This is a genomic window from Streptomyces sp. SAI-170, from assembly GCF_049739565.1.
Classification (GTDB): domain Bacteria; phylum Actinomycetota; class Actinomycetes; order Streptomycetales; family Streptomycetaceae; genus Streptomyces.
Genome location: NZ_JBMGQD010000001.1, coordinates 475156 through 500476, shown reverse-complemented (window position 1 = coordinate 500476; position 25321 = coordinate 475156). Strand labels below are relative to the sequence as shown.

Here is a 25321-nt window from a genome sequence, read left to right as displayed (position 1 = left end):
TCACCCACTGGCGCGGTGACCTGGGCCTGGCCGTAATCTGCGGCCATGACCGACACCTCGACGCTGACTCCCCGTGAAGCCTTCGAGATGCTGCTGGCCGGCAACCAGCGGTTCGTCGCAGGCATACTGGAACACCCCAACCAGGACGCCGAACGCCGCTCCGAGATCGCACCGGCCCAGAACCCCTTCGCGGTGCTCTTCGGCTGCTCCGACTCCCGCCTGGCCGCCGAGATCATCTTCGACCAGGGGCTGGGCGACCTGTTCGTGGTCCGTACCGCCGGCCATGTGACCGGGCCGGAGGTGCTGGGCAGCATCGAGTACGGGGCGAGCGTGCTGAACTGCCCCCTGGTGGTGGTCCTCGGCCACGACTCGTGCGGCGCCGTCGCGGCCACCCGCGCCGCCGTGGAGGACGGAGTGACCGCGCCCGGGTACGTACGGGACGTCATCGAGAGGGTCACGCCCAGCGTGCTGGCAGCCCGCTCCGCCGGCCTCACCCAGGACGGCGACATCATCGCCGAGCACACCCGGCACACCGTCGACCTGCTGCTGGACCGTTCCCGGGTGCTGGCCGACCAGGTGAAGGCCGGCAAGACCGCCGTGGTGGGCCTGTCCTACCGGCTGACGGCAGCGCCCACCTGGTCACCACCCGCGGCCTCGACGTCACGGCCGACTCCGCGTCGTGACCCAGGACCGCCGGCCGCCGCACCATCACTGACGAGGGTCAGGCTGGAAGAAAGCGAGCATTTTCCGGGCGGCGTCGGGCGACGCCAGAATCTCCTGGACGTGCGCGGACTGCCGGCCGGCGGCGCTGGTGCGTTCGAACATCTCGCGTTCGTAGTCCTTGACGGCGGAGGGAAAGTCGTCCGGGCGCGCGGCCAGCGCGAGGCCGAGCAGGGCGCCGTCGAGCAGTGCCATGTTGGCGCCCTGCCCCACCGGCGGCATCAGGTGCGCGGCATCGCCGAGCAGCGTCACGCCGGGCGTCGACGGCCAGGTCAGGCCGACCGGGAGCGTGGTGATCGACCGTGGCAGGACCGTGTCGTCGCAGGCTGCGATCAGTGCGGTGAAGCGGGAGTCCCAGCCGCTGAACAGGTCGATCAGCCGCGTCCGGGCGGCGGCGGGGTCGTCGAAGGGGATGCCGCTGGTGGCGAACCAGTCCTCGCCCGTGTTGTAGAAGCTCAGGTAGACGCGTACGCGGCCGTCACCGTTGCGCTGCGCCGCCAGGGACTGTCCATTGCCGAGCACCCAGTAGTTTCCCCGTCCGACCATCTCCGCGAGGTCGGGGCGGGTGCGGTCGATGTCGGGAATACCGAGCTCGACGACGTTCTGGCCGGTGTGCGCCGGCCGGGCGTCGGTGAGCAGCGGCCGGACAGAGGAGCCCGCGCCGTCGGCGCCGACCAGCAGGTCGTACGTCGCACTGCTGCCGTCGGCGAAGTGCAGCAGGCCGTCCTCGGCGTGTTCGAACACGTGCCCCCAGCGCACCACGTGCTCGGGCAGTGAATCCAGCAGCAGGTCACGGAGATCGGCGCGGTCGACCTCGGGTCGGTCGAGCGGGGCGTCGTCGGGTGTGTCCTCCTGCAGCAGCAGGGTGCCGTCCGGCTCCAGAAGGCGCAGGTCCTGCCCTGCGCGACGGGCGATCGCCTCGAACTCGTCGATCAGGCCGGCCTCGCGCAGCGCCCGCTGACCGGTCCCGGCGTGCAGATCGAGCATGCCGCCCTGACCGCGCGCGTGACGCGACGGCTCCCGTTCGTACACCAGGGCGTCGATGCCGTTCAGATGCAGCACACGGGCGAGAGCCAGGCCGCCGAGCCCGGCTCCGACGATGGCGATGGTCATGATTGCCTCCCCTTCGATACGCCGTATTAGCCGATACGCTGTATCGCGCCATGCGATGTATTGTTGTCCGCATGTTGGTGTGGGAAAGGCCGGAGCCGCCGGATCGACCTGTTCCGGCCCCGCTGAACCGAGAGCGGATCGTGCGAGCGGCGATCCGGCTGGCCGACGCCGACGGCCTGGACGCGGTGTCGCTGCGCAAGGTCGCCGCCGCGTTGGGCGTCGGGCCGATGCGGCTGTACAGCTACATCGACAGCAAGGAGGAGCTGCTCGACCTGATGGTCGACGCGGCCTACGCCGAGATCCGGCCCGTCGGAAACGGCTGGCGCGAGGTGCTTCGCTCTCTTGCCGAAACCACCCGCCAGGCCGCTCACGAGCACGAATGGCTCGCGGATCTGCTCGGTGGACGACCGCAGCTCGGACCGCACGCGCTCGCCAGAGGCGAGGCCGTGGTGGCCGCGCTGGACGGCGTCGACGTGGACGCCGTCATGCCGGTGGTCACCGCCGTCGACGCGTACGTGATCGGCGCCGTGCGCCGCGAGATCGCCGCGAGGCGTGCCGAGCGGGCCACCGGAATGGACGAGAAGCGCTGGCAGGCTTCCCTCGGCCCCTACCTGGAGCGGACCTTCGCCACGGGCCGATTCCCCGCGCTGGCCACGGTGGTGCGCGATGCCGCCCATCTGGACGCCGACGACACCTTCCGGATGGGCCTCGACTTCCTGCTCGACGGCATCGAAGCCGGCCTCTCAAGGTGACGCGCGGCCCGACGGGCAGACAGCGCAGCGGATGGGGTTCACCTTCCCGGACACACCGGCCCCACTGACGTGTCCGGCAGATACGCCGTCCGTTCCTCCGGTGTGAGGTCGCGGTTGACGGCACGACAGATCTTGCGGACCGCTTCGGATGGCTGGGGGAGGGTCGCGTCCCATATCCGTACGGTTTTGTCGACGCTGCCGGTGGCGAGGGTTCGGCCGTCCGGACTGAAGGCCACCGACCACACACTGTCGGTGTGCCCGATGAGCGTGGCGTCGGCCTTGCCAGTACGCACGTCCCATAGCCGCGCGGTCGGGTCGTTGCTGGTGGTGGCGAGGGTCCGGCCGTCGGGGCTGAACGCCACCGAAGTCACCTCGCCGGTGTGGCCGGTGAGGGTGGCGCGGGTCTTGCCGGTGGCCACGTCCCACAGCCGTACGGTCGCGTCGATGCTGGCGCTGGCGAGCGTACGGCCGTCCGGGCTGAAGGCCACCGACATCACATCGCCGGTGTGCCCTCTCAGGGTGGTGCGGATCTTGCCGGTCGTGGCATCCCACAGCTGTGCGACGTTGTCGACGCTGCCGGTGGCGAGGGTGCGCCCGTCGGGGCTGAAGGCCACCGACGCCACTGTGGTGAGCCCGGTGAGGGTGGTGCGGGTCTTGCCGGTCGCGACGTTCCACAGCCGCACGGTCGCGTCCGAGCCGGCGGTGGCGAGGGTGCGGCCGTCGGGGCTGAAGGCCACCGACAGGACAGAGCTGGTGTGCCCGGTGAGGGTGGTGCGGGTCTTGCCGGTGGTCACGTCCCACAGCCGTACGGTCGCGTCGTGGCCGGCGACGGCGAGCGTGCGGCTGTCAGGGCTGAAGGCCACCCAGCTCACCTCATCGGTGTGTTCGGTGAGGGTGGTGCGAGTCCTGCCGGTCGCGACGTCCCACAGGCGCACGGTGTCGTCGCTCCCGGCGGTGGCGAGCGTGCGGCCGTCCGGGCTGAAAGCCACCGACCACACGTCGCCCGAGTGGCCGGTCAAGGACGTGCGGTTCGCACTGGCGGTCACGTCCCACAGCCGCACCATCGTGTCGGCACCGCCGGTGGCGAGGGTACGACCGTCCGAGCTGAAAGCCACCGACCACACATCGCCCGAGTGGCCGATCAGGGACGTGCGCATCGTACGGGTGGTCACGTCCCACAACCGCACCCCCGCGTCGGCACCGGTGGTGGCGAGGGTGCGGCCGTCCGGGCTGAAGGCCACCGACTCCACCTCATCGGTGTGGCCGGTGAGGGTGGTGCGGGTCTTGCCGGTGGTCACGTCCCACAGCCGTACGGTCGTGTCGCTGCTGGCCGAGGCGAGGGTGCGGCCGTCAGGGCTGAAAGCCGCCGAGAGCACATATCGGGTATGGCCGGTGAGGGTGGTGCGGGTCTTGCCGGTGGTCACGTCCCACAGCCGTACGGTCGTGTCGCCGCCGGCGGTGGCGAGGGTGCGGCCGTCGGGACTGAAGGCCACCGAGTAGACGTCTCCGGTGTGTCCGGTGAGGGTGGCGTGGTTCCTGCCGGTCGGGACGTCCCACAACTGCACGGTGTCGTGGGTGCTGCCGGTGGTGGCAAGGGTGCGGCCGTCGGGACTGAACGCCACCCACCAACCGTCGGTGCGTCCGGTGAGGGTGGTGCGGACCTTGCCGGTCGCGGCGTCCCACAACCGCACGGCCGCGTCGGCACCGCCGGTGGCGAGGAGGCGGCCGTCCGGGCTGAAGGCCACCGACGACACTCCACCGGGGTGTCCGCTGAGGGTGGTGCGGGTCGCGCCGGTCGCGACGTCCCACAACCGCACGGCCCCGTCGGTACCGCCGGTGGCGAGGGTACGGCCGTCAGGGCTGAAGGCCACCGAGAACACATCTTTGGTGTGCCCCGCCAGACGCCGATGCAAAGGCAGGGCCGCAGCGGTCCTCAGACTCGCGATGGACTCGGGAGTGTGACGCGTGCGGTACGCCTGGACGGCCAGCAGTGAGGCGACTTCTGGGCTTGTGCCGAAGAGCCTTTCCGACTGGCCGGCGAGTTGTCGCGACTGTGCCGCCCGCCGCTGGGCGGTTGCCGTCCGCCACTGCCACAGGGCACCCCCCGCAGCGAGGAGCGCGAGGACGAGCAGGCCGGCAAGGACCGTGTTGAGGCGTCGGCTGCGCCGGATGGCGGCCTGCTGGCGCTGCTTGCCTGCGGTGAGAAAGGCTGTGATGTCGCCAGGAAGACGACGTCGCCGAGACCACTCGATACCTTCCGCGAGTGCCGTTCCCCCAAGAAGGTCTCCGGAGTCGGTCCTCTCCGCCCACCGGGCCTGCTGTTCACGGGTGCGGCTGAGCCATTCCTGGAAGAGGTGATCCTGGCTGATCCACTCGCGCAGCGCGCCCCAGTCACGGATGAGCGCGTCATGGATGAGTTCGGCCACCGGCTCGCCGGGCGGGGCGTCCGGGCGCTGCTGGTCTCGCATCGTCTGGGTGGTGATGATGCGATGGCGTGTGAGGGCGGCGATGACGGTGTCGACGTCACCGTCGGATGAGTCGTCGTCGGAGCCCGCGGCCAGGTCGCGTAGATCGCGGAGGGGGACCTGCGCTCGGACTGCCGGGATGTGGCGGCTGGGGTCGGCAGGACGCACCAGCGACGTCAGGATGCGCCGGGCGATGGGCCGTTGCCCCGGGGCCAGTTCGTTGATGGCGCTGTCGCACCAGGTGGTCAGGCTTCCGCTGACTGCTCCGATGCGACGGTAGGCGTCGTGAGTGAGGTACCCGTCCTGACGCCGCACCCACAGCTGGCTGAGCGTCAGCTCGAGGAGGGGGAGCACGGTCACGGGTGCCTGCTGGGCTGTCGCGGCCTCCGGATTTGCGGCCAGGACGTCGCTGACGATCTGCTCCGGCAGTCCCGGCTGGAAGCGAAGTCCCACATCCTGGGCGGGCAGGGCGATGATGTCGTGCAGGTCCTGCCGATTCAGGGTTCCCGGTACGTTGAGAAGTCCGGGCATCGCCTTTTCCAACAGCCTGGGGGCCCGAGCGGCCAGTTGCGGGTAGAAGTCGTCACGCATGACCAGGATCACGCTGAGTTCCGCGAGCGAGTCGACCGCTGCGGCGATCTGGTTCAGGACGGCCGTGCGGTTGCCCTCGTGGCCGTCGGCGGTCTGCGTGAATAACTCCTCGAACTGGTCGACGATCAGCAGGATGCGCTCGTGGGCGGGATCACCCTCAAGTCGACGACCGACGGCCGCGACCAGACCGTCGGTGCGGGTCCCGGGCAGCCCCGCACGCTCGATCTCCCTCGCCAGGTCCTGCCTCGGCCGGGCGACCACCGGCAACCACCGATCGCTGCCCGGCAGCTCACCCGCGGCCAGTGCACGCAGAACACCGGCCTGGATCAGAGAGGACTTGCCCGAGCCGGAGGGACCGAGCAGCAGCGTCAGCCGCCGCTGTCGGGCCAGGTCCGACACGACCCTCCGTACTGCGTCCTGTCGGCCCTCGAACCACCGTGCCTGGTCCTCGGTGAACGACTCCAGCCCTCGGTAGGGGCACAGTTCCTGCTCTACCAGTTCCGGCAGGACCTCACGCAACACCTGCGTCGGAGTGGCGTACGCGATGCCCTGACCCCGTTCGTACGCGTCGGGGGCGGCGATCTCGGTGAGCATGCCGATGACCAGGCCGGTCACCTCGTCGAGGACGGGCCCACCGCTGAAACCGGTGGTGAGGTCGTTGGCGGCCGTCAACTGCAGGTGCGGGCCCCTGCCGCCGGCAGCCGGCAGCAGATCGCCGGCCACGCCGAAGCCGAAGTGCCCCTCCGGCGGGGCCTGGGCCGGAAACCCGAACGAGCGAACCTGGTGGCCCCGGCAGCCCGCCGCCGAGCCCAACGACAACGGCTCCAGCTCCGCCGACGTACCGCTCAGGCGGATGACGGCCACGTCCTCCGCCTCGGGGGCACGCCACAGCTCCGGCACTGCATACCCCTCGGCCCGGAACGCCTTGGCCGCGTGGGGGAAGGCCACCTGCACCCGCTCCCCGGGCCGGCGTCCCGCAGCCAGGACGACGTGCGCACAGGTGACCAGCACGCCCTCGGCCACCAGGAAGCCGGCCCCCGCCACACTTCCGTCCGGCGCGAGAATCTGTGCCACGCCGACAGGCAAGTCCGTGGGGCCTTCTGACATCTTGCCGACCGCTTGCACCGGAGATCAGTCCGTGCTGTCCAGTGGGGTGCGTGCCGCACCCGTGACAGGTTCCCGAGCCCTCTGTGGAGCGCCTGGCCGCTTGTGAAGGGCATCGCCGATGCGACCGACCCTCACCGGCCGCTCCCGAGCCAAGCCTCCGCCCTCCAACGGTGTCCGAGTCAGCAAAACGCCTCCTCACCTCGCGCTCTCTCAGCGGGAGCCGGAGAGCGGGTGTCCTGCCCAGCATCACCGGACAAGGGAAGGGCCGCATCTCGTAGTGGGCCATACGGCCGAGATCGGCGCCTTCGACTTCGTGAAGCCGTCCCGCCCCTCCACGACGCCACTGGTGAAGGCGGCGTCACGGAGCGCGGACCGAAGGAGGTGGACGACGTCGCCACCAAGGGCGCCGACGAGCAACTGGCGCTACTGGTCGCCTAGGGCCAACCGGACGAGGACCTCCTGCCCTACGTCACCCTCCTCGGCTGACCCCGTCCGGGACACGGCGATCCCGCTCTCCCTGGTCGTGCGCGCGGACTTCGTCCCCTGCTCATTCGCCTCCGGCGGCGGACGGCGCATCCTGCGCAGGGACGTCCGGTTCAGCGGCCGCGCCCGCGGACGTGTAGAAGACGGACGAGCCCTGCTTGCTGCGCTGGGCCTGGTTCTTGGCCACGAGTCCTTCGAGTGTGGTGCGTACGACGTTGGTCTTGATGGTGCGCTCGGGGTGCTGCTTCTCCAGGGCGGTGGCGACCTCGGCGGCGGAGCGGGGCTCCCGCTGGTCCGCGAGGTGTTCGCGGACGAGGGCGACGAGCTTCGGTGCGGCCGGCTGTGAAGTCGTGGCCTGCGTGGTGGTGCTCTTCTTGGCAGGGCGCTTCTTGGCGGCCGCTGCGGGCTTCTGGGCCTTGCTCTGCCGGCCCGTACCGGGCCTCGCCGCAGGCTTCTTCCGTGGAGCGGGCACCGCTGTGACAGGTGCGGGTGCGGCTGTCTCCGCCGAGGTGCCCAGGGCCTGCTGGATGGCGGCCAGAACACTCTGATTGTGCTGAAGGGCCGTCAACTGCGCCTGGAGGGCCTCGATCTCACCACTGAGACGTTCCTGCTCCTTGAGGTTGCGCTCCAGGTCACTGGCCACCTGAGCGCTGTACTGCGAGGCCACGTCCGTTGTGCCGGTACTCGTTTCGGCCATGCTTCTGCCACCCATCTCTGATGTCACAGGCTCGCGGCGAGCGAGCCTGTGACGTATGCGAAGTCCAACGCGTCTGCTGTTCCGCCTGGTACCGCACGACCTGTAGCGGTTACTGCTGCACAGGCATGTCGTAGTGATGGTACGGAAACGGGGCCCTCGTTCACCGAGGTATGGCAAGAACCCTTCGGTTCCTGCTGGGATCGACCCCAATTCGTCGAACATCGGCTCAGGGAGGCGGCGGATGGACAGTGGATTGACATAACTGATGACAACCACAAAGAATCCACTCGCCTTCACCCACCAACTCAACAACTGTGGACACCAGTTGACGTACGGCGGATTCGTGCCGCCGATCCCGCGCTGGGCCACCGCAGAGGACCACGCTGCATGACTGCGCCCAGCCGCCCGGGCCGACGCCCCGGCATACGAACGGTGCTGCCGCCCGCCCTGGCCGCCGCCGTGCCGGCCCTCGCGTTGGTGGGCGCTACGGCGATGACGGTCGTGCCGCCGGAAGCGCGCATGGAGTTCGCCTCGGGTGGCGGGACGCTCGCGGTGCTGCTGGGTGCCGCCGTGGCGGTCGCCGCCCATCACCGCATCACCGCCCGTCTGCTGCAGGGCCGGCTGGACGCGGTCAGCAGCGACCTCGGACGGCTGCTGCAGGACAAGGCCGGCATGCAGGCGGAGTTCGACCAGGAGCTGGAGCGCCGGGCCGACGAGGCCGCGCTCGACCGGCGTAGGGCGGCCGAGGAGCTCGAAGGTGTCCGCGGTGAGAGCGCCCGGCTGGCCGAGCGGGCCCGTCAGGCGGAGTCCGAGCGTGCGGCGGCGATCTCCGCGACAGCCAACGCCGCCGCGCGACTTCAGGCCCTGGCCAACGGCATCCTCGCCGACCTGCGCACGATGGAGGAGAAGCACAGCGACGAGGAGGTGCTGGCCGACCTGCTCCACCTGGACCACCGTACGGCGCAGGCCGGTCGCGTCGCCGACTCCGTCGCCGTGCTGTCCGGCGCCCGTTCCGGCCGGCGCTGGGCCCGTCCCATCCCCATGGAGTCGATCCTGCGGGGCGCGATGGGCCGTATCGGCGGCTACCGGCGGGTGCGGGTCCACTCCACCAGTGAGACCGCGGTCGTCGGACATGCCGCCGAGGGCGTCATGCATGTGCTGGCCGAACTGCTGGACAACGCCACGAACTTCTCCCCGCCCACGTCCGAGGTCCATGTCTACGTCGAAGAGGTGCCGGCCGGTGCCCTCGTCTCCGTCGAGGACAGCGGGCTGGTGATGAGCGATGTCCAACTGCGGCGCGCCGAACGCGCGGTCTCGGGCGACATCACCGGGCTCGGCGGTCTGACCGGCACACGGCTTGGACTGGCCGTCGTCGGCCGGCTCTCCCGCAAGCACGGGCTGAAGGTGTCCTTCCGGCCGTCGGCCCGGGGCGGCACGGGCGTCCTGGTGCTGCTGCCGCAGGACATCCTCACCGCCCGGGACGAGCCGCCCCTGGGCCCGCCGGCGAACGCGCCCGGTGCGTCGTACGACGTCGCCGAGGCCGCCGCCACGGACCCGCACGACACGCCCGTACACACCACCGCGGCTTCCGCCGATCTCCCCGCGCGCTCCGCCCCGGCCGAGGCCGGAAGCGGCTCCACCGAGCAGCCGAGCGCGACCGGAGGCCTGCCGCGGCGCAGCCGGGGCCGCACCCTCGCCGAGTCCGAGCGGTCCCGCGCACACTCCGCCCGTACGGTGGAGCAGGGCGCGGCGCCCACCGACATCCCCACGCGAGCAGCCAGGTTCAGCAGCTTCCGTGAGGCGGTACGCGGGGCGGCCCCAGGCTCCCCGGACGACAGCGGCTCATCGGCGCGGCAGTCCGGAGCCCAGCCCGACGCACAGCCCGGAACTCCCTCCGCATAGCCCGTACAGGCCGCACAGGCCGTACGAAACTCCCTCCGCACACGTATCCGGAAGGCACTGCCACCCCATGACCGGCACCACTACCGACGAGAAACTCACCTGGCTGATCGAGGGCCTGCTGAAGCGCACCCCCGGCGCGCGGCACGCGCCGCTCGTCCTCTCCCGTGACGGTCTGAAACTGTGCCGCACCCCGGAACTCTCCACGGACCAGGCCGATCAGCTCGCCGCGATCGCCGCCGGCATCCAGTCGCTGTCCCAGGGGGCGTCGATGGAGTTCGGCGACGGCAGCGGCGGCGTCCGCTCGGCGATGACCGAGTTCTACGGCGGTGTCCTGTTCATCGTCGAGGCCGGTGAGGGAGCCCACCTCGCGGTCGTCACCACCGAGGAGGCCGACCCGGGGCTGGTCGGCCACCACATGAACGAGCTGGTGGAGCAGCTCGGCGACCACCTGCGCGCCGAGCCGCGGACGTCATGAGCCGCCCCGGCCGGGACGACGCGCCCGACCGGCTCTACACCGTCACCGGCGGCCGGAGCCGGAGCGCACCGGACTCCCCGTTCGACCTGGTGACGCTGGTCGTCGCGGAGTCCGCGCCGGTGGCGGGCATGCAGTCCGAGCACGCGGCGATCCTCCGGCTGACCGAGCGTCCCACGGCCGTGGTCGAGATCGCCGCGGAGCTGCGGCTGCCGGTCGGCATCACCCGGATCCTGCTCACCGACCTCCTCGACCAGGGCCGCGTGAGCGCCCGCCACCCCCGCAAGCCCACGTCCTCCGGCTTCCCCGCCCCCGACATCCTGGAACAGGTGCTCGTTGGACTCCGCAACCTCTGACGCCCGCACCCCGCTGGCCGCCTCCGCCGACAACGGTCTGAAGATCGTGATCGTCGGCGGCTTCGGCGTGGGCAAGACGACCATGGTCCGCTCGGTGAGCGAGATACGCCCGCTCAACACCGAGGAGACCATGACCCGAGCCGGTGAGTCGGTCGACGACATCCGTGAGGTGCGCGGCAAGACCGCGACGACGGTCGCCTTCGACTTCGGCCGGATCACCCTGGACGCCCGCAACGTGCTGTACCTGTTCGGCGCGCCCGGCCAGGAGCGCTTCTGGTTCCTGTGGGACCGCCTCTTCTCGGGCACCCTCGGCGCGGTCGTGCTCGTGGACACCCGCCGTATCGACGACTCCTGGTACGCCATCGACCGCCTGGAGCACCACGGCACCCCGTTCGTCGTGGCGTGCAACGACTTCGGCGGCCCGGCGCACACACCCGCCGAGATCCGCGCGGCACTCGACCTGGACCCGCAGGTCCCCCTGCTGCACTGCGACGCCCGGTCACGGGAGTCCAGCAAGCAGGTGCTGATCGCGCTCGTCGAGCACATCAGCGACCAGTACGCCGTCCCGCACCCCGGCCGATCTCAGGAGCTGGTCCCGTGAACAGCACCCCCGTACCTCTGGGCGGGCCCCGGTTCCAGACCGAACCGGCCCGGCTGTACCGGGAGATGCGCCGTGAGCACGGGCCGGTCGTCCCGGTGCTGCTCGACGGCGACGTACCGGCCTGGCTGGTGGTCGGCTACCGCGAACTGCACCAGGTCACCGGCGACCCGGTCCTCTTCAGCCGCGACTCCGAGCTGTGGAACCAGTGGGACTCGATCCCCGGCGACTGGCCGCTGCTGCCGATGATCGGCCGCAAGCAGCCGTCCATCCTCTACACCGTCGGCGAACGGCACCGGCAGCGCGCCGGGATGATCAGCGACGCCCTGGAGGCCGTCGACCCCTTCGAACTGCGCACCCATTGCGAACGGTTCGCGGACGAGCTGATCGACGGGCTGTGCGGCAAGGGCGAGGCGGACCTCGTCGGGGAGTACGCCATGCTGCTCCCCGTACGGGTGCTGGCCCGGCTCTACGGCTTCTCGGAGGAGGACGGGCCCGCGCTGGTCGCCGCGCTGAACGACATGATCGACGGGCGGGAGCGGGCCATCGAGGGCCAGCAGTACCTGGCCGCGTCGATGGCGGCCCTGCTGGCGGAGCGTCAGGCCGCGCCGGCCCGCGACGTCGTCTCCCGGATGCTCGCCGACACCAGCGGGTTCACCCCGGAGGAGATCGCGCAGGACCTGATGGTGATGATGGCGGCCGGCCATCAGCCGACCGCCGACTGGATCGGCAACTCCCTGCGGCTGATGCTCACCGACACCCGCTTCGCGGCGTCCCTGTTCGGCGGCCGCAACAGCGTCGCCGAGGCCATGAGCGAAGTCCTGTGGGAGGACACGCCCACCCAGAACGTGGCCGGCCGCTGGGCCTCCCGTGACACCCGGCTCGGCGGGCGGCCGATCCGCGCCGGCGACATGCTGCTGCTCGGGCTCCAGGGCGCCAACGACGATCCGCAGGTCCGCACCGACGGTGCCACCCTCACCGGCGGCAACCAGGCCCACTTCTCCTTCGGCCACGGTGAGCACCGATGCCCCTTCCCGGCCCAGGAGGTCGCCGAGGTCATCGCCCGCACCGCCATCGAGGTCGTGCTGGACCGGCTGCCGGACATCGACCTGGCGGTACCGGCCGACTCCCTGACCCGTCGCCCCTCGCCCTGGCTGCGAGGGCTGACGTCACTGCCCGTGCGGTTCACCCCGACCCCCGCCCTTGGAGGCACCCCCACATGACGACCGGCACCGAACTGCCGCGTATCGCCCTGGACCCCTTCGTCACCGACCTCGACGCCGAGAGCGCACGGCTGCGCGAGGCGGGCCCGCTCGCCGCGGTCGAGCTGCCCGGCGGCGTGCCGGTGTGGGCGGTCACCCGCCACGCCGAGGCCCGGCAACTGCTGACCGACCCGCGCCTGGTGAAGGACATCGACGTCTGGGGAGCCTGGCAGCGCGGCGAGATCCCCGCCGACTGGCCGCTCATCGGGCTGGCGAACCCGGGCCGGTCCATGCTCACCGTGGACGGCGCCGACCACCGCCGGCTGCGCACCCTGGTGGCACAGGCCCTGACACCGCGCCGTGTGGAGCAGATGCGCGAGCGCATCACCGACCTCACCCGGACCCTGCTCGACGAGCTGCCGGACGACGGGGAAGTGGTCGACCTCAAGGCCGCGTTCGCCTACCCGCTGCCGATGTACGTGATCGCCGACCTGATGGGCATCGACGAAGCCCGGCTGCCCCGGCTGAAGGTGCTGTTCGAGAAGTTCTTCTCCACACAGACCCCGCCGCACGAGGTCATCGCCACCCTCACCGAACTCGCCGGCATCATGGCCGAGACGGTCGCCGGCAAGCGGCAGCAGCCGGGTGACGACCTCACCAGCGCGCTGATCGCCGCGTCCGAGGACGGTGACCGGCTCACCGACGAGGAGATCGTCTCCACCCTCCAGCTGATGGTGGCGGCGGGCCACGAGACGACCATCTCCCTCATCGTCAACGCCGTGGTCAACCTGTCCACCCACCCCGAACAGCGAGCCCTGGTGCTGTCCGGCGCGGTCGACTGGTCCGCCGTCATCGAGGAGACCCTGCGCTGGTCCACGCCCACCTCGCACGTACTGATCCGCTTCGCCACCGAGGACGTGACCGTCGGGGACCGCGTCCTGCCCGCCGGCGACGCGCTCATCGTCTCCTACGGCGCCCTCGGCCGGGACGAGCAGGCCCATGGCCCGACCGCCGGACAGTTCGACATCACCCGCACCCCGGTGACCCGGCACATCTCCTTCGGCCACGGCCCCCACGTCTGCCCGGGCGCCGCGCTCTCCCGCCTGGAGGCCGGCGTGGCCCTCCCCGCTCTGTACGAGCGCTTCCCCGACCTCGACCTCGCGGTACCCGCCGCCGAGCTGCGCAACAAGCCGGTCGTCACCCAGAACGACCTGTTCGAACTGCCGGTGAGACTGACCGACAAGTGAGTCCCTGCCCCGCGCCTGCGCTCCGACCGGGTTCCGGTACGAGGACCAGGCAGGCGCGGGGCCCGCACGGCGAAGCCGGCGGCACCGCCTGCTAGCCTCCGCCGGTGACTCTCCCCAGCGTCGACGACATCCGCGCCCTGCACGAGAAGTACGCCCCCACCCGGCAGGCGTTCGACCTCGTGCACACGCACTGCGAGATCGTGTGGAGCATCGCCGAGACCCTGATCGGCGACACCGCTCCACCGGTGGACGTCGACCTGGTGCGCACGGGCTGCCTGCTGCACGACATCGGCGTCTACCGGCTCGTCGACGCCCACGGAAACCTCGACCACGCGAACTACATCCGCCACGGAGTGCTGGGGCACGAGATCCTTCGGCAGGAGGGCTTCCCGGAGGACATCCGCCGCTTCGCCTCCTGCCACACGGGCGTGGGTCTGACCAAGCACGACGTGGTCACGCAGGGCCTGCCCCTGCCCGCGTGCGACTACCTCGCGGAGACCGTGGAGGAACGACTCGTCATGTACGCCGACAAGTTCCACACCAAGAGCACGCCCCCGAAGTTCCTGTCCGCCGCCACCTACGCCCGCTACGTCGCACGCTTCGGCAGCGAGAAGACCGAAGTCTTCGACGCCTTGCGCGCCGAGTTCGGCGACCCCGACCTGACGGCCCTGGCAGCGCGCCACGGGCAGTCCCTCGCGTAGTCCTGGTGGCCCGGCCGGCCCGAAGCATCGCCCGCCCGGGGCTGCTCACCGCTCCAGTCGGGGCCACGGCATCCCGTGGAGGCGCTCGATGTCCGAGTTGAAGCGCCGGAGGTAGCCGGCGAAGGCCGCGATGTCCTCCTCCGGCCAGTCGGCCATGATGAGGTCGAGGCTGGCGACGAGGCCCGTGCGTTCCTCGTCCAGGCGCCGTTCGCCCTCCTCGGTGATCCGGAACTTGCGGGCCATGCCGCCCTCCGGATCGGGGATGCGCTCGACCAGCCCGGCACGCATCGCCGCAGCCGTCTGCCGGTTGAGTGTGGAGGCGTCCAGCCCGAAGGCCTCGCAGAGCTGTCCGATCGACATCGGGCCCTGCGTACGGATGCGGCTGAGCAGGATGTAGGCGCTCCGCTCCAGGACACTGTCCGTGCGGCGCCCCTTGTTCTTGTGCAGATGCATGTAGCGGCTCAGCAGCATCTGCTCGAACTCGACCTCTTCCGTGGCCCTTTCCGCGGTGCTCACGTGCCCTCTTTCCTGCGCTGCTGCTGCGGTGCGCCTCCTGCGGCCTTCGCTCCACGCCATCCTATGGATCGAGCACTCGATGTGGCAGATACACAGAGTATGTACGATGCACATCACACCCCTTCGGGGGGTGTGCCTTCGTCATCGACTCTCGTGGAGGAGCCCCGCATGGACGGCCCCCAGCCGACCACCCGCTCAGGCGCTGTCGTCGCCACGCTCGCCCTCGCGGGCACCGTGGCCGCGATCATGCAGACCCTGGTGACCCCGCTGATCGCGGAGATGCCGCAGATCCTGAACACCACGCCGTCGAACGCGGCGTGGGTCGTCACCGTCACGCTGCTGGTCGCGGGTGTGTGCGTGCCGGTCTCCGGACGCCTCGGCGACCTGATTGGCAAGCGCCGGATGCTGCTCGTCTGCGCCGTGCCCCTGGTGGCCGGCTCGGTCGTCTGCGCCCTCGCCTCGTCCGTCGTCCCGATGATCGTCGGACGCGGTCTGCAGGGCATGGGCATGGGCATGGTGCCCCTCGGCATCGCCCTGCTCCGGGACGTCGTACCGGCCGAGAAGCTGAGCGGCTCCATCGCCCTCGTCAGCGCCTCCATGGGCATCGGAGGTGCGATCGGCCTGCCGCTGGCCGCGGCCGTCGCGCAGTACGCCGACTGGCGCGTGCTCTTCTGGGGCGCGGCGGCGCTCGCCCTGGTGATCGGCGCGCTGATCTTCGTCTACGTCCCGGATGTGTCGGCCGGCGCCAAGGGGCAGAGGTTCGACGCCCCCGGTGCAGTGGGCCTCGCCATCGGCCTGGTGTCGCTGCTGCTGGCCGTCTCGAAGGGCGGCGACTGGGGCTGGACGTCGGGCACCGTCCTCGTCCTGTTCGCTCTGGCCGTCGTCACGTCGGCCGTCTGGGGCTCCTATGAACTGCGCACCCGTGACCCTCTGGTCGACCTGCGCACCACCGCCCGCCCCCGGGTGCTGTTCACCAATGTGTCCTCGATCCTGATCGGCGTCGGCATGTACGCCTTCATGCTGATCGCCCCGCAGGTGCTCCAGTTCCCCGAGGCCACCGGCTACGGCCTCGGCCAGTCGATGCTGGCGGCCGGTCTGTGGATGGCGCCTGGCGGCGTCATGATGATGATCGTCTCCCCGCTCGGCGGAAAGCTGATCAACGCGCGCGGCCCGAAGACCACCCTCATCTGCGGCGCGCTGGTCATCGCCGCCGGTTACGCCGTCGCGCTTCCGCTCATGGGGACCGCCTGGGGCCTGATGATCGTCGGCATCGTCATCAACAGCGGCGTCGGCCTCGCCTACGGCGCCATGCCGGCCCTGATCATGAGCGCGGTCCCGGTTTCCGAGACCGCCGCCGCCAACGGCTTCAACACCCTGATGCGCTCGCTGGGCACCACCATCGGGTCGGCCGTGATCGGCGTGGTCCTGGCGCAGATGACCATCACCCTGGGCGGCCACACGCTCGCCTCGGAGAACGGCTTCCGCGTCGGCCTGCTGATCGGCTGCGGCGTCGCCGTGGTCTCGGCCGCCGTCGCCCTTCTGATCCCCGCCGTGCGCGCCGGCACCGGCGACTCCCCGGCCGCGAAGACCCCGGCGGACGCGGAGGAGGCCCACGCCTGAGCCGGACGGGGTGTCGAAGCTCACGCGACCTATGAGGGATCAGTCGCCGACGTGGACGTGAGCGGCCCATCTGGTCGGCACGGCTGGATACGCATCCCGCATGCGGCGCAAGGTCTCGTTGAGGGCGGTGGCCGCCATGGCCGGGTCGACAGGCCGGCTGCCGCCCCCGGTGAGCGCGGTGTAGAACGCCTCGGCTGTCTCGGTGCTGTCCCCGGTCTGCCACAGCGTGCCGATCACACCCCGGAAACCGGCCAGGTGGAAAGCCGAGGCCAGGTTCAACGGCTCGTCCAGCAGCTCAGGGTCGGCGCCGGCCGTGTCGCATGCGGACAGGAACGCCAGCTGCGCGCGCGTGGTGCGCAGGTCGTGGACGAACGACGGCGCGATCATGCCCTTGCTCAGCAACAGCCCGCCCAGGTCGGGGTGCTCGGTCGAGCTGACCGCGCGGCCGTGGCAGGCGAAGTGGGCGATCTCGTGCTCGAGCAAGCCCTTCTTGATGGCCTCCCGCTCGGCGTCGGCATCGATGAGGACCGTCGCGTCACGAAGGAGCCGCGCCACTGCCGCGGCCTCGGCGCCGGCGTTCGGCAGTGTCGGGTGGCCCTTCGCCTCTCGGACACCTACGACGAGTGCGGTGGGGTCGGCGTGCCGGGGCCGCGGCGTGGTCAGGACGTCGGCCAGCGCGGTCAGCGACGGCGTATAGCAGGAGACGACCCGGTCGAGGACGGTCCGCCCGGAGCGGTCGCGGTGCCGGCCCGCCGCGTGCAGGGGGAGTTGGGAGACGACGCCGAGCGGGCACCACCACAGCCGGGACGTCGTGACCCGGTCCAGCACCGGTCCCGCGGCGGTGTCCCACAGCCACTCCAGCACCGCGTGCACCTCGCGCTGGGCCTGTTCACGTCGGTCGAAGGAGCACGCCAGGTCCTTCGCGTCGGCCAGCGCGGTACGCAGTTGCCGAACCCGATCGCGGGCGGCGGCCTCGCTCATGCCTGGCAACGGGACCACTTGGAGGGGCCGGGCCGGGTCGGGCGGAACGACGAGGGCGGTGCCTGCCACGCTGATGACCACGGCTGTGTGCCCGGCCAGCCGTCCGCGCAGGGCGTGCACATCCGGTGGCGACAGCAGGTCCTGCAGACCCGTCAGGTCACGTACCTCGGCGAGGAGCCTGTCGCGTTCCTTCGCGAGCTGCCGGATCTGCTCAAGTGTCCGAGGCCTCTGGTCACTGTGTACCGCGGAGGCGGGGTCCTCAGGATCCGAGATACGGATGGTCACGTTGGCGTAGAGGTCGTTGTGGGCCAGCAGCCGTTCGACGTCGCTGAGCCGTCGGGCCGGTTCCGGCGCGGTCTCGCGCAGCCGCGTCCAGCATCGGCGGACGCCCCAGGCGTCAGCGAAGAGCACGGCCCGGCAGCGTTCGAGCAGCTCCAGAGCCCGGTCGACCTGGCCGGACCGCACACCCGCGTCGACCACCCGGTCGGCCAGACCGTCAAGAGCGCGTACGGCCTCCAGCCGGTAGTGGCTGGGCAGGGCGCGGCTGACGAACTCGGGAATCACCGCGATCACGCGCTCCTGCGCGTCCAGCCACGACGCCGTGTCGGCCTCGGCCAGCAGCGCAGCCTGTGCCTGCTCGGCAGACATCCGCTGCTCGGCGTCGGCCAGCGGGTGGGTCCCGACGGCCCGGTAGTGGCTGATCGCGAGCTTGCGCAGGTCGTCGGCGCGTGGCCCTGCGGTGCGCGCCAGTTCGCGGGCCGAGCGGGCGAGGGTGAGCGCGCGGGCCGGGTACAAGGGGTGGTTGTGCGCGGTCCCGCGAACCGCCTTCTGTGCCTGTTCGAGCGAGTCGTCGAGCGCGCCGAAGTCGCCGCACTGCCGATACCGGTGGTAGAGCACATCGGCCAGGGAACTGCCGAAGCGTGTGTGGTCGCCGTGGCCGGGCTCCAGCAGCGAGAGAGCGATCCGGAGGGCGCGTTCGGCCTCGTCGAACAGGCGCGGGTCGTTCGTCTCCGCTGTCACCGCCTGCGTTTTCACGGTGTCGGCGTAGTTGTAGAGCATGACGGGGCGGCGCGCGTCGCCTGCGGGGAGGGTCTCCACCGCTCGCCTGCCTGCCTCGACCGCCTTGGTGAGCATGCCGGGTTCGCCCGCCGTGGCGGCGGCTTTGGCCGCGGTGCACAGCACTGCCCAGCGCACGGGCAGGTCCGGGTCATCGGCACGGGTCAGGGCGACGGCCTCGGCTGCGAGCGCGGTCGCCTCCCCGGCAGCGGCAGGGCTGCCGCCGAGCTCGTACTGGGTGATCAGCGCGTACGCCAACTCTGACTGGCGCAGCGCCCGCTCGTCAGGGTCGTCGCCGGCCAGGCCGAGCGCGGCCCGGCCCGCCGCGACCGCCTCTCCGGCCAGGTCGGTGTCGTGGGTCTGCTTCGCGAGGGTCATACCGGAGTGCGAGAACGCCACCAGCAGCCTGCCCCGCAGCGGGTCGTCCGGTGAGGCCGTCAACAGCGCCTCGGCGGCGGTGTCGTGGGCTCGCGCGACCGCGTCCGGGTCGCCGGCGATCTCCCACAGGTTGGAATGCGCGTAGGTGAGGTCCAGCAACGCGGCGGTCCTGTCACGGTGGTTGAGCGGTAGACCGGTCGCCAGCACCCACGCCTGGTCGCGGCGCTTCTCGAGCACACCCGAGCGGATCGGCATCTTGCGCAGAAGGGCGATGACGTCGTACTGCCTTGCCAGCGCGGCGGGATCGCGGTGACAGGTCATCAGCCAGCGCGTCGTCTCGGCACCGAGCCGGAGCGTCGCCTCCTCCTCGAGCTCGCGGAGTACGGGCACCTCCGCCTTCTCGCCGAAGTCGCGCCGCACGGCCTCGGCGAGGTCCCGGCAGGCGACCAGCGCACCGGCGAGGTGGATGAACGGTGCACCCTGGGAGTACAGGTCGGCCTCGAACTGGGCCAGCGCCAGCACGACGTCGCGCCACACCGGACGTTCGCGCAGCGCGAGCCGGGCAGCGGCCCGGCAGTCGGCGAGCACCTGAAGCGGGCGCGCCCCCGCGGCCGACTTCGCTCGCGCCCGGGCGAGCAGCCTTCGAGCCCGCTGCGGGTCGTCGTGCGGAGTACGGGCGATCGCCCAGTTCAGCAGGTCCAGAACGAGTTGACGGTTCCGGCCGGTGGCGGACAGCTCGTCGAGCGTGGACAACGCCCTGGCGTAGTCGGCGGCGATCGCGGCCTTCATCCGCTCGTCGTCCACCGCGTTCATCAACCTCATGTGGGCGTCGGCGCACCGCGCCGACGAAGCGCGGTCCGGGTGCTCGTCGTACTCCTCGCGTGCCGCCTCCAGCACCCGATACTCCGGCAGCGCCGTGACACGGGCGACCGCAGGATCACCCGATCGATCGAAGAGAACAGCGGCGATCTCCCGCTCGACCAGCCCGGCGAACCCGCTGTGCGCCTGAAACCTCAGCCGGTGCGCCTGAGCGAGCTCCGGCAGCAGACGACGCGGGCACCGCCGCGGTGGCGGCAACTTGGCCGCGAGCAGCGCGTCGATGTCACCGCTGAGCCAGAAGTCCTTGGTCACTCGCCGGACGTCGTCGTACACGTACCGTTGCCCCCTCTGCCCGTTCTGTCCACGGTAGGGCAATAAGCCTCTGACGACTGCGGCAACCGTCGCCGGGCTCGCCGAACTGTGGATCTCTGTCTACTTGTGCGGTGTGATCGCCGGCGCCTCGTCCTGACAGGCCCCCTGCCCATCGGAAGGACAACACCTACGGCAGCTGGGATCCTGAGAAGGCGGGCATCGACGTTGCTGAGCGCCTGCCACGCCTCAGGACGGCCGGATGCCGGACGGAAGGCTCCCACGCAAGCCCGAAAGCACCGGGTGCGTGGACGAGATTCCGCTGCCCGTTGTCTGAGGAGGCTCACCATGGAGATCCCGGAAGAACTGATTGCCGCTCTGGAGGTTCCGTCCCTTGAGCTGACCGCCCTGCAAGGTGTCAACGGCGTGGGGATCGGCATGCGGGAGGAGAACGAGGAGTTCTTCGACGAGTTGGCCGTTCGCGTCTACGTGGACGACGCCACGGCTGTGCCCGAGTTGCCCACGCAGATCGTCGATCTGCCGGTGTGCATCGTCGAGTTCCCGATCAGACCGCTGTTCACCCCGGACACCAACCGGTACGACGAGCTCGTGGGCGGGGCGCAGATCGAGCAGGCCCCGCAGGCCGCCGGCACGCTCGGCGCGGTGGTCCTGCGCAACGACGACAACACGCTGGCCGGCCTGACCTGCCACCACGTGTCCGGCGACACCGGGGCCAGGGTCTACCAGCCCACCGCGCCGCCCATGCCCATCGGCTCCACCCCTGACCTGACCGACAGCCTCGGTCAGGTGATCGCCTTCGACTCCCCGGCGACGCAGACGATCCCGACCCCGGTCGGGGGACAGCTCTGGCTGGGCCGGCAGGTCGACGCCGCGATCGTCGCCCTGGACGAGGCCGCTCAGCAGGGCCGGACGTTTTCCAACACGATCACCGACGGTTTCGGCGCGGTCGCTCAGACGCTCGCGCCGACGGTGAAGATGTTCGTCCGCAAACGCGGCTCGCAGAGCGGCCCAACCGGTGGTCAGATCGTCGGCGTCGCGCCGGCCGTGTACTGGGAGAGCGGCAGTCCGCCGGCAGGGCACGTGTACGTGATGGCCCACCAGTTCGAGATCTTCTTCAACCCGGCGGAATGCCCGGACGGCATCTTCTCCCGGGGCGGCGACTCGGGTTCAGTCGTCCTGCAGTCCGGTACCAACAACGCCGTCGGCCTGCTGTGGGGCGGCGTCCGGCTGGGTGGCCGGCGAGCCATGATGAGCGACATCACCATGGTGGAACAACGGCTCAACGTGACGCTCGCCTGGACCTTCTGAGCCTCTGTCGGCGCTCGTACGAGGCAAGGCCCGGGAAGTTCAGCCGTTCTGTGGCCGCCGGTGCACGGAGTCGAGGAGTGCGAGTTCGTCCTCCGTGAGCCGGAGGGCGCCGGCGGCGACGTTGGCGGTCAGATGGTCGGGGTCGCCGGTGCCGGGGATGGCCAGGATGTGGGGGCCGCGGTGCAGCGTCCAGGCGATCCGGATCTGGGCGGGGCCGACGTCGTGTGCCCGGGCGACGGCCCGGATCTCCTGGTGGTCGCTGTCGCTCGCCCCGGCCTGGCGTCCGGAGGCGGCGATCGCGTAGAACGGCACGAAGGCGACACCCTGCTCACCGCAGGCACCGACGAAGGTGTCCTGGTCGGGCCGCACTCCGAGGCCGTACATGTTCTGCACGCACACCACCGGCGCGATGGCCCGGGCCTCGGCGAGGTGATGGGGCAGGACGTTGGACAGGCCCAGATGGCGGATGAGTCCGGCCTCGCGCAACTCGGCCAGCACGCCGAAGCGTTCGGCGATCGAGTCGGTCCCGACGATGCGCAGGTTCACCACGTCCAGATGGTCCCGGCCGAGCTGGCGCAGGTTCTCCTCGACCAGCCCGCGCAACTGCGCGGGTGTGGCATGCGGCAGCCAGGCACCCGACGGGTCACGCGGCTGCCCGACCTTGGTGGCGATGACCAGGTCGTCCGGGTAGGGGGCCAGGGCCCGGTTGATCAGCTCGTTGGCCGACCGCAGCGGCGAGAAGTAGAACGCGGCGGTGTCGATGTGGTTCACGCCCAGCTCGATCGCCCGGCGCAGCACCCGGATCGCCTGGTCGCGGTCGCGCGGGACGGCGTCGGGCACGAGGGCCTCGCCGGTCTGTGGCAGGCGCATCGCCCCGAAGCCGATGCGACGGACCGGGAGGTCTCCCCGCTTCCAGGTGCCTGACGCCGCGGCGTCGATCGTCTGTGAGGTCATGCCGGAATGATCACCGCGCGGTAGGGTGACTGCCATCGATTCAGGTATGGATGAATCCTGGGGGCACTGTCCTGGCGGAGCTGACGTTCTCGGCAAGCGATCTGGCGCAGATGCGGTTCGCCGTCTCACCCATGTGGGAGGTCGGGACCAGCTTCCGGCTGCTGAACTCCGGTGCCCCCGACGCCGTGCACCGGCGCTGGCTGGAGCAGGTACGGCCACGCGTCGCGCATGCGGGGCTGCACAGAGGATGGCTCGCCGAACTGGTCCCGCCCTCGGGCTACGTCCCGGACTTCCTCAACCCGGCACCCACCGGGCCGGCTCCCACACTGGGCGACGAACTGACCGCGATCACGGCCACTCCCGCCGACCGTGTCCGCAAGGACCTCGACCATCTCAGCCACCACCAGGGCGGCATCGGCCCCCGGCTGCGGTTCCTTTACGCCGACCCTGGGGCCCGCCTCGCACGCGTCGCGGAGGAGATCGAGGCGTACTGGCAACTGGCGCTCGCCCCTTACTGGGCACGCATCCGCACCGTGCTCGACGCCGACGTCCTCCACCGGGCCAGGCAGGTCGCCGAGCAGGGGGCCGGCCACTTCTTCAACGAGCTGCATCCGCTGGTCAGTTGGGACGCCGACGTGCTGCGGCTGGTCCGCCGGCAGCGGACCCTGACCCGGGAGACGGCGGGCGCCGGGCTGCTCCTGATCCCCTCGGCCTTCAAGGGAGCGGTCCTGTCCACGCGGGTCGCCCCACCGGACCCGCCCCAGCTCGCCTACCGGGCACGCGGCACCGGCACACTCTGGGAACGCCGAGCCGTCACCGGCACCGAAGCGATCAGCGCTGTCCTCGGCCGCACACGCACCCTCCTGCTCACCGAACTCGAAACCCCCGCCACCACGACCGAACTGGCCCGCCGCACCGGAATCTCCATGGCCGGGGTCTCTCAGAACCTGACCGCCCTGCGCGACGCCGGCTTCGTCACCGCCCACCGGGCCGGCCGCACCGTGCTGTACGCCCGCACCTCCGTCGCGGAATCCGTCCTCGCCCCCGGCTGAGCGTCGGGTGAGGCTGTTGCGGTCCCGGGCGTCATCAGGACCGTCGCGGCGAGCAGACCCAGGACCGATGCTCGGCGGCGGCCTGAGCGTTTGAGTGGGTTCATGCTGCTCCTCGTACGGTCAGGTGCGGGTGGGGGGTTGCGGGATTCGCTCGGTTCAGGGCGTGGACAGCTCGAACCGCGTGACGCGGACCGCGCCGCCGAGTGCCCGGGTGGCGTGGTTGAAGAGGGCGAACCGGTAGCCCATGAAGAACCGCCAGTCGTTGCCCAGGGAGAAGTCGGGCCCGAGGCGGGTGAATGTGATGCCGTCGGTGCTGTAGGAGAACGTCCCCGGGCGTGCCGCGCCGGGGCGGATGTCCGCGCTCGCGCGCAGCCAGACACGGCTGCCCGGCAGAGCCGCGCTCGCGAGTTCGTGACCGGTGCCGGTGGTGTTCCAGTTGCTGTCCATGGTCAGCCCGCTGACCATGGCCACCCGCGCGGCTCCGCCGTCGCGCTTGACGCCGATCCACGCGGAGGAGTCACGCAGCAGCGCGAGTCCGGCCCGGTCGCCGTCCCGCATCGCGGAGTGGTCGAGCTGGACGGTGGCGGTGGAGGTGGGGCCCTGGATGCGGTGTGTGAGCGTGTTGCGGGCCCAGTAGAGGTCGTTTGTGACAGTCGCGGTGTTCAGGGTGAGGCCGTTGCCGACCGACCACTTGGTGTTGTCCGGGTTGTGGTTCCACTCCCATCTCGGCTTCAGAGTGGTGCCGTCGAAGGTGTCGACCCCGGTCATGGGGGTGACCTGGCGGGGCGGCGCGGCCAGGGCCGGGCTGGGATACGAGGTGCCCCAGGCGCCGTTCACCAGTTGCACGACGGGCCAGCCGTCCGGCGTCCAGGTGACCGGTGCCAGCACGGGCATCCGGCCGCCGGGGTAGGCGTCGACGAAGGCCATGTAGTACCAGGCGCCGCTCTGTGTCTGTACGAGCCCGCCCTGGTGCGGGACGCCCCCGCCGAGGATCGGCCCGCGCAGGTCGAGCAGCACCTGGCGCATCGCGTACGGGCCGAAGGGGCCGCCCGACGATTTCAGGATGTACTGCCCGTTCGCGGGGCGGGTCAGGAAGATGTAGTACTGCCCGTTGATCTTGTAGAAGCGCGAGCCCTCGAGAGTGCCGACGCTCGACGGGGTCGTGAACACCTGCTGCGTACGGACCTGGCTGCGGCCGTCGGGCGACAACTGGGCCACGCTGATCGTGGTGTTGCCGTACGCCACGTACAGGGTGTCGTCGCTGTCGACCAGCAGTCCGGCGTCGTAGTACGGGGTGCTGATGCTGGTGAGCCTGTTCCACGGTCCTTCGACGGCGGTGGCGGTGTAGACGTACGTCCGCGCGAAGTCGATCTGGCCCAGCCAGTAGAACGTCCTGTTGCTCGGACGGTAGGCCAGCGACGAGGCCCACACGCCTCTGACATAGCCACGGGCACCGTTCAGGTCGTACTTGGCGCCGAAGTCGAGGGCGGGCACGGAATGGCCGGCGATCTCCCAGTTCACGAGGTCGTACGAGCGCAGGACGGGTGCGCCGGGGGAGTAGTGCATCGTCGAGGCCGAGGCGTAGAAGGTGTCGCCGACCCGGATGACGTCGATGTCCGCGAAGTCCTGCCAGATCACCGGGTTCCCGTACTGTGCGGCGGCCGCTCGGGCAGTCCGCGCCAGGGGGAGCAGCGTGCCGGTGGCCAGGCCGGCGGCCGCCGTGAGCGCGCGACGGCGGGATAAAGAGTGATGTGTGCATGACAGATCCATGGGCAGCTTGCTCCTTGTGGTGGGGGTCCCTTGCGGTGGAGGTCGGTTGCGGGGTGGCGGCTCGGTGTGCGGCGACTCATGCGTTCGGGATGACGAACATGGATCGGATGGTCGAGCAATCTGGATGATAG

18 protein-coding genes and 1 pseudogene are annotated in these 25321 nt (G+C 70.7%); 12 read left to right on the top strand and 7 right to left on the bottom strand.

Annotated elements, in window-relative coordinates; translation table 11 throughout:
• Positions 1-45 precede the first annotated feature (45 nt).
• Positions 46-683 (top strand): annotated as a pseudogene (locus RKD23_RS02170) (carbonic anhydrase).
• A 25-nt stretch (positions 684-708) separates the two neighbouring features.
• Here RKD23_RS02170 and RKD23_RS02165 read toward each other — a convergent pair.
• The gene (locus RKD23_RS02165) at positions 709-1833 is read right to left on the bottom strand and encodes an FAD-dependent oxidoreductase (RefSeq protein ID WP_424851996.1); all 1125 of its coding nucleotides are present in this window, start codon (positions 1831-1833) and stop codon (positions 709-711) included.
• A 71-nt stretch (positions 1834-1904) separates the two neighbouring features.
• Here RKD23_RS02165 and RKD23_RS02160 point away from each other — a divergent pair, with 71 nt between their 5' ends.
• Entirely contained in the window at positions 1905-2585 is a 681-nt protein-coding gene (locus RKD23_RS02160; protein WP_424851995.1) for a TetR/AcrR family transcriptional regulator, read from the top strand.
• A 38-nt stretch (positions 2586-2623) separates the two neighbouring features.
• Here RKD23_RS02160 and RKD23_RS02155 read toward each other — a convergent pair whose 3' ends face one another.
• The gene (locus RKD23_RS02155) at positions 2624-6748 is read right to left on the bottom strand and encodes a trypsin-like peptidase domain-containing protein (RefSeq protein ID WP_424851994.1); all 4125 of its coding nucleotides are present in this window, start codon (positions 6746-6748) and stop codon (positions 2624-2626) included.
• A 547-nt stretch (positions 6749-7295) separates the two neighbouring features.
• The gene (locus tag RKD23_RS02150; protein ID WP_424851993.1) at positions 7296-7928 is read right to left on the bottom strand and encodes a hypothetical protein; all 633 of its coding nucleotides are present in this window, start codon (positions 7926-7928) and stop codon (positions 7296-7298) included.
• A 387-nt stretch (positions 7929-8315) separates the two neighbouring features.
• Between RKD23_RS02150 and RKD23_RS02145 the strand changes: the two genes are divergently transcribed.
• From RKD23_RS02145 to RKD23_RS02115, 7 genes are all read left to right on the top strand, one after another.
• On the top strand, positions 8316-9830 hold the full coding sequence (locus tag RKD23_RS02145; protein WP_424851992.1) for an ATP-binding protein: 1515 nt from the start codon (positions 8316-8318) through the stop codon (positions 9828-9830).
• Positions 9831-9897: 67 nt separating this feature from the next.
• The gene (locus RKD23_RS02140; protein ID WP_424851991.1) at positions 9898-10305 is read left to right on the top strand and encodes a roadblock/LC7 domain-containing protein; all 408 of its coding nucleotides are present in this window, start codon (positions 9898-9900) and stop codon (positions 10303-10305) included.
• Entirely contained in the window at positions 10302-10658 is a 357-nt protein-coding gene (locus tag RKD23_RS02135) for a DUF742 domain-containing protein (protein WP_424851990.1), read from the top strand. The genes RKD23_RS02140 and RKD23_RS02135 overlap by 4 nt, the downstream gene beginning before the upstream one ends.
• Positions 10639-11259, top strand: coding sequence for a GTP-binding protein (locus tag RKD23_RS02130; protein ID WP_424851989.1), 621 nt, complete (start codon positions 10639-10641; stop codon positions 11257-11259). The genes RKD23_RS02135 and RKD23_RS02130 overlap by 20 nt, the downstream gene beginning before the upstream one ends.
• A complete protein-coding gene (locus RKD23_RS02125) occupies positions 11256-12479 on the top strand; it encodes a cytochrome P450 (protein ID WP_424851988.1) in 1224 nt (407 codons plus the stop codon). Before RKD23_RS02130 ends, RKD23_RS02125 begins: the two co-directional genes overlap by 4 nt.
• Entirely contained in the window at positions 12476-13705 is a 1230-nt protein-coding gene (locus RKD23_RS02120) for a cytochrome P450 family protein (RefSeq protein WP_424851987.1), read from the top strand. The genes RKD23_RS02125 and RKD23_RS02120 overlap by 4 nt, the downstream gene beginning before the upstream one ends.
• A gap of 104 nt (positions 13706-13809) precedes the next feature.
• Positions 13810-14406 (top strand): HD domain-containing protein, encoded by a 597-nt coding sequence (locus RKD23_RS02115; protein ID WP_424851986.1) that lies wholly within the window; start codon positions 13810-13812, stop codon positions 14404-14406.
• 45 nt (positions 14407-14451) lie between these two features.
• Here the strand turns inward: RKD23_RS02115 and RKD23_RS02110 are convergent, their stop codons facing one another.
• A complete protein-coding gene (locus RKD23_RS02110; RefSeq protein ID WP_424858145.1) occupies positions 14452-14877 on the bottom strand; it encodes a MarR family winged helix-turn-helix transcriptional regulator in 426 nt (141 codons plus the stop codon).
• A 213-nt stretch (positions 14878-15090) separates the two neighbouring features.
• Between RKD23_RS02110 and RKD23_RS02105 the strand changes: the two genes are divergently transcribed.
• On the top strand, positions 15091-16542 hold the full coding sequence (locus RKD23_RS02105) for an MFS transporter (RefSeq protein WP_424851985.1): 1452 nt from the start codon (positions 15091-15093) through the stop codon (positions 16540-16542).
• 39 nt (positions 16543-16581) lie between these two features.
• On the opposite strand, the gene RKD23_RS02100 is transcribed toward RKD23_RS02105, so the two are convergent.
• Positions 16582-20109 (bottom strand): CHAT domain-containing protein, encoded by a 3528-nt coding sequence (locus tag RKD23_RS02100; protein WP_424851984.1) that lies wholly within the window; start codon positions 20107-20109, stop codon positions 16582-16584.
• A 324-nt stretch (positions 20110-20433) separates the two neighbouring features.
• Here RKD23_RS02100 and RKD23_RS02095 point away from each other — a divergent pair, with 324 nt between their 5' ends.
• A complete protein-coding gene (locus RKD23_RS02095) occupies positions 20434-21414 on the top strand; it encodes a hypothetical protein (protein ID WP_424851983.1) in 981 nt (326 codons plus the stop codon).
• A gap of 39 nt (positions 21415-21453) precedes the next feature.
• Here RKD23_RS02095 and RKD23_RS02090 read toward each other — a convergent pair whose 3' ends face one another.
• The gene (locus RKD23_RS02090; protein WP_424851982.1) at positions 21454-22368 is read right to left on the bottom strand and encodes an oxidoreductase; all 915 of its coding nucleotides are present in this window, start codon (positions 22366-22368) and stop codon (positions 21454-21456) included.
• Between the two features lie 50 nt (positions 22369-22418).
• Between RKD23_RS02090 and RKD23_RS02085 the strand changes: the two genes are divergently transcribed.
• Positions 22419-23420 carry a winged helix-turn-helix domain-containing protein gene (locus tag RKD23_RS02085; RefSeq protein ID WP_424851981.1) on the top strand — a complete coding sequence of 334 codons (1002 nt, stop codon included), beginning with the start codon at positions 22419-22421 and terminating at the stop codon, positions 23418-23420.
• Between the two features lie 156 nt (positions 23421-23576).
• Here RKD23_RS02085 and RKD23_RS02080 read toward each other — a convergent pair whose 3' ends face one another.
• On the bottom strand, positions 23577-25190 hold the full coding sequence (locus RKD23_RS02080; protein WP_424851980.1) for a glycoside hydrolase 43 family protein: 1614 nt from the start codon (positions 25188-25190) through the stop codon (positions 23577-23579).
• Between the last annotated feature and the right edge of the window lie 131 nt (positions 25191-25321).